At 47.8% G+C, this 13,021-nt stretch carries 4 protein-coding genes; all 4 read left to right on the top strand.

Annotation, left to right across the window (positions count from 1 at the left end; all coding sequences use genetic code 11):
• The first annotated feature begins 302 nt into the window (after nt 1-302).
• Nucleotides 303-3,032, top strand: coding sequence for a type IX secretion system membrane protein PorP/SprF (locus KAH81_05620; protein MCK5833133.1), 2,730 nt, complete (start codon nt 303-305; stop codon nt 3,030-3,032).
• Complete coding sequence (locus KAH81_05615; GenBank protein ID MCK5833132.1) at nt 3,025-9,708, top strand: gliding motility-associated C-terminal domain-containing protein; 6,684 nt, start codon at nt 3,025-3,027, stop codon at nt 9,706-9,708. The genes KAH81_05620 and KAH81_05615 overlap by 8 nt, the downstream gene beginning before the upstream one ends.
• A gap of 512 nt (nt 9,709-10,220) precedes the next feature.
• Nucleotides 10,221-11,096 carry a hypothetical protein gene (locus KAH81_05610; GenBank protein MCK5833131.1) on the top strand — a complete coding sequence of 292 codons (876 nt, stop codon included), beginning with the start codon at nt 10,221-10,223 and terminating at the stop codon, nt 11,094-11,096.
• 183 nt (nt 11,097-11,279) lie between these two features.
• The coding region (locus tag KAH81_05605) for a DEAD/DEAH box helicase family protein (GenBank protein ID MCK5833130.1) at nt 11,280-13,021 on the top strand (1,742 nt) is incomplete at its 3' end.

Genomic DNA, 13,021 nt, shown 5'->3' with positions numbered 1-13,021 from the left:
AAAACCGCAGCCCTCAAAAGCGAGTGAAAAGGTTGTCGAGAGAGTAGTTTATTAGACTTTTTATCTTTCAAAATTCCAATTTATTCGTTCGCCCATAGTAATATGGTCTTTCTCGCGCCTTGAAATTTGATGTTTTAAAAGCTAGCTCAATTTGAGTGTTATTTGAACTGTTTTAAAACTAACGCTAAATATATAAATCTTGTATTTTTCTTTTTTTATAACTTTTGGCCTTGACCGAAGCGGTTTAATAAATTAATTATTAGTGTATATTTAATATATATATTGTTTAGAATAGGATAAAGATGAAAAAGCTTCATATAATCGCATTAATATTTATTTCTGGAGTAATTCTTGCCACACCTCGTGGCGAAGCAGTCGGGTCCTTTTCGAGCTTCATTTCCGAAGATGCTATTTCTGATGGCAATCCAGCCCTTGCTTCTATCAACAAGAACCACATTTTTATAATTTCTTACAAATCACCTTTTGCAGGATTGGGAGAACCTGTAAATTTAGCCAATGTCGGTTATCTTCATAGCTTAAGGAGTTTTTCAACTGGACTTTCCTGGGGATTAACCCAATCTGATATATACTCCATATCTAATTTAGGGCTTGTCTTTTCAAAAAATATCGGTGTTCTCTCGCTTGGCGCGAGAGCAAGGATGATTTTTGATTCATATGATGAGGGCGATTTCGATTTCGGTCCTGAAGATAATATTGATGATCCTATCTTCGATAATGGTAACTCGAAGCTGGTTTTTACAGGCGATGTCGGCCTGACTATCCGCCTTAAAAGCAGATTTAATTTTGGTTTGTCGATGGAAAACCTTATCGATCCTGATATGGCCCTTGATGGCGTTTTCGAGAGCAAATCCGGAAGGGAATTAAACAGCCAACTTCGCTTTGATATGAGTAAACATGGTTCGATTTATGGTAACTTGAGCTATGCTTTTTCGGCGCCCGAGGGCTCTTATTTTGGATACGGCCTCGGCTACGAATCAATGCCGATTGGCGAGTTACTCAATTTCCGCGCTGGTTTTAACGACCGTGATCTATCGCTCGGCGCGGGGTTTAACTTCGATTGGATGATACCCCTTAGGTTCGATTATACATTTTCATATCATCACAGCGAACTTGGGAAAGCAAGTACAGGCCATGGTTTCGCACTTGTTGGCTATATTGAACCACTTGTCGTTTTACCCGATCTCGCGGTGAATATATCTTCCGACAAAGAGAAATACGCTATCGATGACACCATGCATATACATCTGAAGGCTTATACTTCTGCTCTCGAAGCCAAAGCCGTTTCAGTGGAATTGAAGATCGACGGCGATGTTTTAAAGGTTTTTACTGTCGATAAGCTTTCGCCTGAACTTCCGCAAGTGTTCGATTTCGAATATTTATGCAAGAAAGCAGGGAAATTGGATTTAGAGGCGATAATCGATTCAAAAAATACGATAAAGGAATCTGATGAGGAAAATAATTCGGCGATTACTTCTGTAGAAATCTTTTTTCCTCCCACAATCGAAGTATCTGCAACTCCCAAGACACTGAGGATTAATCAGGCGAGCTATATCAATCAGGACGAATCTATTGTGCCGGTTATTTTCTTTACACAAGGCTCTTCCGAGATAGATATAAGATTCGATTCTCTTCTCGATATACTCTCTGAGCGGATTCTTCTCAATCCATCAGCCAAATTTGTTATCAATGGTTATTATGATTCTCTTTCTGAACCCGATTCGCGGGAAATAGCCGCAAAACGGGCTCGGGCAGTGAGGTCTGCTCTTTTAAAACGCGCTGCGGAAGCTAAGGCGAGGATAATTATAGGAGACGAACCACCAGACAAACGCAGGGTTGCTAGAGAAAGCCAATACACCGAGTATCAACGCCTTGTAGATGAGGAAAATCGCCGCGTCGAAATCGAAATCGAGATGCCCGATGTTCGATTCGAATCAGATGTTGCTCTTTTCGATAGTCATCAGGCAAAGAATATTGTTGCAGATGTGCTCGATGAATTAAAAAGCAATCCACTTTCCATGCTTGTGATTCGCGTTTCGGAGAAAGGCGTCCTTTTAGAAGAAGCTATTTATAAATCTCTTCAAATAAAACGAATACTTCTTGGTGAATTACCCGAGTTTCTTAAACATAGAGTTTTAGCCAGTTCGGACGAGACCTTGTCCGAGGGAAAAGTATTAGCATTCCTTTCCGGTGATGCCATTGCATATAAACCCCGCGAAATACATTCAGCCCTTAGCTACGAACCAGAGGAATTTGCAGATTGCCAGATAGTTTTTTCGGCCCATTCAGAAATCGATATTTCAGAATGGGAACTCTTTTTCCTAGACGAAAAAGATAATCGTCTTCTTACTATAGCCTCCGGCGAAGATAGAGTTAATGAACGGATATCGTGGGATTGGAGGGACTCAGAGGGCGGATTAATCCCCTTCGGCGAAAAATTTGCGGTGTGTATTTCAGCCGTGGATGAACTCGGGCAAACCTCTGAAAAATGCACACGAAAAGAGCTTGGCACAGAGGTTATCTATCGTGAAGAGCGAACAGATAGACTTCTTCTCGTGCAATTCATCTTCGATGCACCCTCACCGCAGTCGCGCTACCTTAAGGATCGCCTCGAGTGGGTTGCACGATATATTGTGGAAAAAGGGTCTTCAGATGAATCATCGATTTATGCCGAGCTGCAGGGCCATACAGACATAATAGGTGGCCACAGACGCAATCTCGAACTTTCGCGGGACCGTGCTAAAAGTGTGGAAATCAGGCTCATGGCATATATGACTGGGATTCTAGAGCTAACAGACGGAGAAAATCTTGAACAATGGATGATTGAACACGATGTTAATATTTTGAGTAAGGGTTACGCTGAAACTGAACCATATACCCTGGAATTGTGGAAAGAAGGCTTTCTTGTTCGTGAACAAATAGGCGATGATGGGCTCCCTGAAGGAAGAGTTATTAACAGGAGGGTTGTAGTCACGATAACGGAAACCCGAGAGAATGGAGGCGAAGATGAGTAAAGCACTTAGAATCGCCATTATTGTTTTTATGATAACCCTAACTGCTTATTCGGCAATCGAGTGTGGCTTTGTCGTCGATTTATCCCCGCCCTATATAGTTTCCGGTTCGGAGTATCCACCAGCCGATACAGTGATGGCCGATACGCTTTTTAATATTGTTTTTACACTCGATGACGATGGTGCCGGCGTTTGGACGGATAGCGTCGTTACATCGGTCATAGTGAACGGTTTGGATACTACAGATTATCCTGCCACACCGACTATCCCCAGCAATTTCTCGCCGGGCGATACCATCGAGGTCTGCGTCCACGCGATAGACATGATTTTTGATACCCTGTATTGCACCTGCCCGCCGAATGTCCTCGATTCTTGCTGGACATTTTATATAGAAGATCCATGTTCGGCATGGATAGATACGGCTTGGTTCACAGAAGAAACAAATTGTGACCTTCAGAATGTTGTCGAGCTTTGCTATCATCTTAATTCAAATTGCGAACCGCTGTTGGATATCGATATTGCGGCTTCCTCCGATGGCGGAAGCACATGGGGTGTGCCGCTTGCGACTCTTTCCGGCGAGGCCGGTGATGTCGGTGTGGTGTCTGACACGGGTGTTCATTGCTTCGAATGGCTTCTTTCCGATGATCTACCGGGATATGAGGGATGTAATTTCCAATTCGTTGCCGATGGCGACTCGATAGCTTCGACCTTTGTGGCTCTCGGTTGTCTCGATTCGCGTGCGCCGCGAGTTTCGATTTCATGTCCGGGAGATTCCGTTCTCGCGGGCGCCGGCGTCCATATCTCATGGCACATCGAGGATTGGTTTTATCGCGGCGATCCATGTTCCGTGCATATTTTCTCGGATTCTTGCGGAATAGACGAGAGTTTTGTTGTTTCGGATACCCTGTTGGACTTGACCATCCCACTCACGGATTGCGAGTCATGCACTCTAATTGTCGCCGTCCGGGATTCGTTTTGTAATTGGGGGCAGGATACCTGTGTATTCGAGATTATCGCGGGAAGTATCACGGCGATGTTGATCGAGCCGATAGATTTGAATTCGGATTTTCGCGTTATCTCATCTTGCGAAGATCAGATTGTTCAGTGGCTCCTCGTTCACGATTTTGATATTGTCCCGGAGTCTGTTTCCGTCGAGATTTGCGGAGTTGAATATAGTTGGCCGGACCCACATCTTACTTTAATTGGCGATACGCTGACATGGGATCCATTGGGCGACGAGCTTTGGGAGGATGGCGATAGTTGCGTTTTATGCTTGATTTCGGTTTGGGATATTACCGGCGCGCATATCGGCCTTCCGATTTGCGGCGATGTAGTGATAGACCTCTCGCCGCCGGTGGCGAGTTCTTTATGGCCTCTTATGGAGGCCACTGTTTCCGATGAGTTCACGGATATTTCTATTATCGCTGTCGATTCTATCTGTTCCGACGCGGTGTATGACAGTATTCGGGTTATCGCCCCGCTTTCGGGAATCGATACGGTTTTCTATGGCACATCGATAGCGTCCATCTCCGGTCTTGCGAGCTTTGATACGGTTACCGCCTGCGCCTTTTTCAGGGACGATTGCGCGGACTATTGCGATCCGAATTACGGCGATACCTGTTGGTCTTTCGATGTTTTCTACTGCACCGCCGGGCCTTTCGCGCAAGTCGTTTATCCCGACTCGTGCGGCTATATCACTTCCTGCACCGATCAAGGTGTTACATGGATCATAACAGACACAACAGGTTTCGACATCGACGATACGACATTCCGGGTAAGACTTCAGGTCGATGGGCCTTCAGGGCCGGTAGATACAGTTCTAACAGTCGCGAGCGGTTTTTTAAGTTGGGACAGCGCAACCTCCGAACTCAGCTTCATTCCGGATGGTCTGATGATGGCCTTCGATAGCTGGGACACAGTAACGGTCACTCTCATCGGCGCATACAACGAGGCCGGTTGTCCGCTCGACGACATCGTTAGCTGCTGGTTCATCGTCGATGCCGACCCACCGGTTGTGCTCGGCGGTTTTTCCCCGTCACCGGACACGGTTTTCGAGGATTATCCCGTGAGCTTCATCATTTCAGCCGATGTGTTTGACTCGATATGTCCGCTATTCGGTTCTATGGCGCTTATCGAGCTTTGGCGTGCCGATACCGTAGTTTCTTCGACGACTTATCCTTGGGGAAGTTTGGTTTCATTGCCCACGGTCGAAAACGGCGACAGCATCCGAATATGCGTTACGGCCATAACCGATCATCCCGATTATGATTATTGTCCGCCAAATACCGCGCCGGATACCTGCTGGTGGGTTTATATTATTTTATCCGGTGGTCCGACAGCGTGGATTATCGAGCCGGTCGATCTCGATTCCGACGGAATCGCCACGAGCGCCTGCGATTGCCAGCCCATCCTTATCGGAATCTTCGACGAGGATGGCATCGATACGATGTCAATACAACTCGAGGTCGAGGGGACGGTCTATGATTTAACCTCGACAGAGCTTTCATGGGACGGCGATTCGATCCTGACCTTCACGCCGGCTGCGCCGTGCTGGAGCCACGGCGATACAATAGATTTTACCCTAATTGCGGCAAATGATTTACTTGGAGTGGAACTTGGGATGCCGCTTTCCGGGAGTTTCATTGCCGATTACGAGCCGCCGGTGCTCGTTTCGAGCTATCCGGTCGACGGCTCGTCTATCGTCGCCGGGCTGAGCGGCGAGGCTTTCATGGTCTTCGACGATTCGCTGCTCTCCATCGCGCACGATTCGCTGAGTTATGTAATTTCTTTCGGCGGCTTGGATTATCCTTTCGGCCCGGAATGGAATTGGGTCGGCGACACGTTCTTCTTCGCCGGTTCGGATACCCTCCCGCTGGATAGCATCGTGGAGATATGCGTTACTTCCGCAGTTTCCGACTCACCGGATTACTGCCGTAACGAATTTCCCGATGCATGCATCGATTTCGAGATTCTCATCGGTAGTTTATCGGCGAGCTGGCTCGCTCCGATCGATATTAACGGCGATGGCGATACTATCACCGCGTGTCCATGCCAGGAGGTAGTGTTCGGGATAATATCGTCCTTCGGGATCGAGCCGGAATCGACGGTTGTTCGCGTCGAGGGAACTGCTTATCCATACGACCCGGTCTGGATGGATTTTTCGGAGGATTTCGACAGCCTGACGATAGACGCATCGTTCTTTGCATGTTGGGATTCGGTCGATAGAGCGAGCGTGGCGCTGGTTTCCCTGAGCGACACTATCGGCACGGATATTATCGATTCGGTGCCGGGTGGATTTGTCATCGACCGCGACGGGCCGGTTATCTCGATCACATCGCCGCCGGTGATCACAACACCGATAGCGACTATTTCGCTCACAACACACGATTCGATATGCACGACGGCGACTATGGATTCTGTTATCGTCCTCCGAAGCGGCACTCACGATACTACCATCTATGGCGCTTTGTCGTTTGAGCTGTCCAGCCTCGCTACCGGCGATACACTCTCGATATGTGCATTTGCCCACGACGATTGCGCGGATTATTGCGGCCCGAATTACACGATTTCTTGTTTCGATATCGAGGTTATATTGAGCAATATTTCCGCGAGCGTTATTCTGCCGGAGGATATCGACGGTGACGGGCGAATCATCTCGTCGTGTGAGTGTCCGATAATTTTTTGGAATCTCGAATCGACTTTCCCGCTGGTAGATTCCTGCACGCGAGTCGAGGTTGGCGGCATCGAATACTCTTCGGCGGATGGCGCGTATTACACCTCCGCTGCGATGGATTCGCTCATCTGGAATTTATCTGAGATAATTTGCTTCGCTGATGGCGAGGTCGTTCCGTTTTATATTACTCGATTGATAGATGAAAGCGGCGATTCGCTGCCATATCCCTCCGGCGACAGCATGATAATCGATATTTCGCCGCCGTTCGTCGAGTTCACGTCGCCGTATCCATCGACCGGAACCCGAAATCCGCTTTTCGCGATTTTGCCGGTCGATGTTATTGGAGGAGTGGAGTATGATACATTCGCGTTGACCATCGACGGCATCGACGGCGGCCCGGATTCGCCGTATAGTTATTTGATCGGCGATACGATCTTCTTCGACATGACGCTCTATCCCGACAGCTTCGCCATCGGGGATACGATTCTCATCGAGCTGACACTATGGGACATTATCGATTACTGCGATCCGAATCGCCTGGACACGAGCTGGACGGTCATTCTCGAAGACACATTGCCGCCGAGCGCCGATGTCATTTACCCATTCGATGGCGCGATCTCGGCGTGCGAATTCCAGCAGGTTATCTGGAGCATATTTGATGCTGAAACTGGCATCGACACAACCAGGATTTGGTTATCTATTGACGGCACGGTCTATTCCATACTCGATGCGTCGGTGGAGATTCCCACCCCGGATACCTTGGTATATACACCTCCCACAGATTGGACGGAGGGTTCGCATTTGGTGTGTCTAGATTCTATTTATGATGTTTCGGATAACGTCCTTTACGGCCCTATCTGCGTCGATTTCTACATCGACTATACGCCGCCGGAGGTTTATTTCTTGAGCCCCGATTGTTTCACAGAGGTTCACGACGAATCGTCAAGCGTGGTTATCACTCTCGAAGACGATACAGCGGGGGTTTATTGGGGAGCTTCGTGGGTCGGTTTCGCTGATGACACCATCTATTTCACTTCGGACACGATGACGATCACTGTCTCGATGCTCGATACGGTTTGGCACGACGGCGATACTGTCTCATATTGTGTCTATACTGCCGATTCTGCGGACTACTGCACCGGCGACAACGACACAATTATTTGCTGTGAGTTCTATATCATAATCAGCGATATTTATGCTGATGTGATTATCCCCGAGGACGGCGCGGTGACGAGCTGTTCGCTTCAGAACGCGGCATGGCTGTTCGTAGGCGATGTCGTTCGCTCGGATATTCACGTCGTATTGAACGACACTGCAGATTTCACGACTCACAGCTCGGAGCTTATGTTTTCCGGCGATACGCTGTTCTTCACACCAATTATCGCATGGAACAACGGCGATACGGTTGATCTCTGTCTCGTCGATGCCTCCGATACCTTCGGAGTCCATATCGACGATACGGTTTGCGTGAATTTCATCGTCGATCTTGAGCCGCCGGTCTTTGCTGAAATGGTTCCGACGGGAGGTCTGGCGACGTTATCACCGATAATTTCGCTTCGCCTCTGGGACGAGATCGCCGGACTCGATCTCGATTCGATAGCCATGTTCATTAATGGAATGGGTGTCGATCCCACTCTTATCGGTGACACTCTTCGTTTCGACCCCGCAGACAGCGGAATGGTGTGGCTCGGTGGCGATACAGTAGCGGTTTGCGTTTATGCTGCGGATTTAGCGCTCTATTGCGGGGCGAACTCCGATTCGATCTGCTGGGAATTTTATATTTCCGCTGGCGGGCCGGTTATTGCGGTTATCGAACCACCTGAAGACTCACTCTGGAGCGCATGTGCATCGCAAGGAGCGATTTTCTCGCTCGTCGATCCGGATGGCATCGATACATCGAGCATCGATCTTACAGTTAATGGCATAGTTTCGGCTGAATGGATTTTCCGCAACGACAGCCTGATATACATGCCGTCTTCCGGGCCATTCGATGGCGACACCGTCACCGTTTGCGCGACCGCATCCGATCTTCTCGGCAATCCCGCCGATGACTATAGTTGTGTGACATATTTCATCGATTATGCTACGCCGGTAGTCGCTTCGATAGCGCCGATTCCCTATGGCGCAATCGGCGCAGGAACGACATTCTCGATCTCGATAGCGGATTCCGGCTCAGGTATTGATGTGGCATCGCTCACGCTTTGGGTTAACGGCTATGAATATATGCCCGGCGACGGATATCTCACATGGGATGGCGAAGAACTCTATCTAATTCCCGAATCGTCGTTCGATCCGGGGGAGACGGTTTTAGTTTGTCTCGATTCGATATTTGACTCGCCCGATCTTTGCGATCCAAATATCCTCGATAGTTGCTGGGAATATCATGTCGAGGTTCTGCCCGATCTTTGGACTTCTACCGACCATGTCTCCCTTGTTCCCTCGTCGATTGTCGAGGGGGATTCCTTCGTTTTCGAAGGCGTGGGTTTTTATGATGGTGTGGACACTTTGCCGGTTGTTTTTGTCGAGATTACCGCTGGTGCTTCGGTTATAAACCGTATCGAGTATAACAATATCGAGCCGGGAGATACAATTCACGAGATCATCCCGATTTCCAGCCTAGGCGCGGCGTTTGCCAACGGCGATGTGCCGCTTTGTCTTATTCTTGATGCTGATGATGATGTTATCGAGTCGAACGAAGCTAATAATACTGCCTGCGAGAATCTAACCATAGGATCAGCAGATTGCAGGGCGACACCTAATCCATTCTCTCCCAATGGCGATCTGATTAACGACGAGGTAAAATTCGCCTATCCGGGGCAGGCCATCGAGCAAGCGACTGTAGAGATATACGATGTCAAGGGAAGACCGGTAGTCACTCTCGAGGACATCTCGAATTGGAATGGCATGGATTCATCGAATAATCCGCTTCCAAAAGGGGTGTATGTATATGTCATTATTAGAGATGGCAAAGTTCTCTGTAAGGGGACTATACATATCGCGAAATAGCCTATTCTATCGGGAGGTTTTGAAAAAAAACCTCCCGATTACCCCGAAAACCAAGTTGAGGAATCGGCGAACCATGTTGAGGAAGCCGCGCTTCATCTTGAGGAGGTCAAAACCATGTTGAGGAGAGCATACATCAAACTGAGGAGACCGCGAACCATGTTGAGGAGCCTCAGAACCACAACGACTTACGCGAACTTGGGTAATATTACCCGCCGCTTTTAGGGTATGTCATTGCGACCGAAACGCGAAATCATAATATCTCTTTACGCCGCCGAAAACTACCTTTCTTCTCGTTACGTAGCTTCAGCTACGTAATACCATTGTCTTGGAAGCTCCGCTTCATTACACTTTCCTCTCTCAATTCTCCCTTACCAACTCTCAACTCTCAGCTTTTTCCGTTGCGAATCCCGACAACTCGTTTTACATTGTTTAAGATAAAATTGAAATATAGGATTTTGAAGAGCATTACAAATTCAAACCGGCTTGTTTCATCATATCTGCAAGAGGCTTTCATGAATATCAAAATCGTCAACGATCAAGTAGTTATCGAACTCTCTGCGCTCGAATTCGCCGCGTTCGAAAGCATGTTCCAAAACCTGAACGATAACCATGCGATAATCATCGAGGGGTGCGAATGGCCGGAATGGTCGATTTATCAGGGCGAATACACAAAGCCCGTTTTGCCTATGCACCTCTGCCGCACAATCGGCGAGGCATGCGCCGTCGAGAGTGCGGGGCCGCTAGATCTCATGTCGCTCTATCCATTCTGGAAATACGGCTTCTGTTTCAGCGAGGGTGAAAATCTGCGCCTGTCGTTCTCCGAAATCGACCCGCACAAAAAAGCGAATCTCTCCGACGAGTTCGGCATGGGATTCTGCGCGTGGGCAATGGAGGAGATCTTCCACTGCGAAGCATGGTGCGACACGGCGGATGCCCTCGACCAAAACGAGGTCGAAGCGCTCGGCCTTTCGAGACCGGATTTCGTATGCACATTCCCCGACGGCAGTTTCGGCATTTTCGAGGCGAAGGGCACGACAACGGGCCGAAGCTCCGCAAATTCGCAGGCTTCCGATGGAAAATACCAAACGACGCAGATCGTGCCAACCTCCGGCATCGTTCGCGTGCGATGCTGCACGGCCGTGAGTTTGGAGCGCGACTCCGCATCAAACAACACCCGATTATTATTGCTCGACCCCCCTTCGGCTGACGTAACGGTAAAAGTGAACATTTCACGCAACCGGATACTCGCCGCCGCGCGTTCCCGCGCCTACCGCGAAAAGATTTTCGGCGACATCACAACGATGTTCAAGTTCGAGGACAAATCCCTCGCCCTCGTCCGCAAACCGTTTGTGCCGGGCAAACGCCATGGCTGGTTAAATATAGCGTAAATCTGTAGGGGAGGGTCTTAGACCCTCCCGCTTACATCAAAAGCCATGTTGAGGAAGGTGCGTTGAGCAAGACATCTGTCGGCATTGCCGACCACGGCTGGTTAAATTTCGGGTAGAATAATCCTTGTATTTACGAAATTGCGAGACTATATATTGTGTTTAGAAATAAAAGAGGAGATGGTTGTGATAGAATTCTCAAGAGATACAGAAGCGGATACTTGCCGAAAATATGTTTTGCCGGTGCTTTATTCCAACGGATGGGATGACGACCATATCGCGGAACAGCATTATATTACGAGTGGCAAAATTCAAGTCGTTGGGAATAAGCATATCCGTATGAAGGGCAAGAAACCCGACTACATTCTCCTACATACCCCCGACTATCCAATCGCCGTTATCGAGGCGAAAGCCTTTTATAAGAAACCCTCCGATGGACTAAGCCAAGCCAAAGAATACGCGGAAATGCTCGATGTAAAATTCGCTTATTCGACAAACGGAAACGGTATTGTTGAGTTTGATTACACGACAGGAAAACAAAGCGAAATCGACAGGATACCGACACCGGAAAACCTATGGAAAAGGTATTCAGCCTACAGGGAGATAAGCGATAAAGAATCCGAGAAAATTCTTTATCCGAATAATCGACAGTTGCTTGATTGGGACGGTAAACCAAAGAAACCTCGATATTACCAGCAGGTCGCTATTAACCGAGCTTGTGAAGCTATCTTCAAAGGAAGGAAAAAAGCGCTATTAACGATGGCGACGGGGACAGGAAAGACGTTCACCGCTATGCAGATAATTTGGAAAGCTTGGGACCAGAAATGGAATCTCAGAGGAAAAGACCTGCATCCGAAAATATTGTATCTTGCCGATAGGAACATCTTAGTGGATGAACCGAGAAAAGATTACTTCGACCCAGTTTTCGGGAATGCTGTTCATAAAATATCAGGAGAAGCGGTCAAAGGAAGAGAGATATATTTCGGGATTTACCAAGCCTTAGCAGATAGGGAAGATAAAGTAGGCCTCTATAGCCAATTCGATAGGGATTTCTTCGACCTAATAATTGTGGATGAATGTCACAGAGGGAGCGCACGAGAAGACAGCACATGGCGCGAAATACTGGAGTATTTCCAACCTGCAACACAAATCGGTATGACCGCTACACCCCGACACACCGATAATATCGACACTTACAAATATTTTGGCGAACCGATTTATACTTACTCACTCAAACAAGGAATTGTAGACGGTTTCTTAGCGCCATATCGTGTAAAGCGTGTTGTTATGAATGTGGATGCAAAGGGATTAAGGTTTCCGGAAGGAACCCTCGATAAATACGGCAATGAAATACCCGATAAAGCGTTTTCAACTTCAGACTATGAGCGGATTCTTTGCTTAGCGAGTAGAAACGAAATCGCGGCGAAATATATTGTTGATTACTTAAACGAAGCCGGTATTTACGACAATAAGACAATTATCTTTTGTGTCGATCAAGAGCACGCAGAAAAAATAAGAGATCGAATCCGCGAAATAATACCTGACGTCTTGATAGATAACCCGGATTTTTGCGAGCGAGTAACAAGCGACGAGGGTAACATCGGACTAAATCATTTGGGAAATTTCAAAGACGTCGAAAAGAACAGTCCCGGTATCCTGACATCTTCTCAAATGCTAACTACCGGCGTAGATATGCCCACTGTAAAAAACGTAATCCTCTTTGCAAAGATTGAATCGTTAGTTACTTTCAAACAGATAATCGGGCGGGGAACGCGCATTCGAGAAGATAAAGACAAACTTTGGTTCACGATTATTGATTTTACCGGTGCGACAGAACTATTCGCCGAACCCAAATTCGATGGGCCAAGCGAGCACTTACAGATTGAGATTATTAACGACGATGGCGAAATCGAGGATGTCTGGGCGGA

The sequence above is a fragment of the bacterium genome, from assembly GCA_023145965.1.
Lineage (GTDB): Bacteria > UBP14 > UBA6098 > UBA6098 > UBA6098 > UBA6098.
The sequence above is the reverse complement of the archived record's forward strand: the minus strand, read 5'-3'. Positions and strand labels throughout refer to the sequence as shown.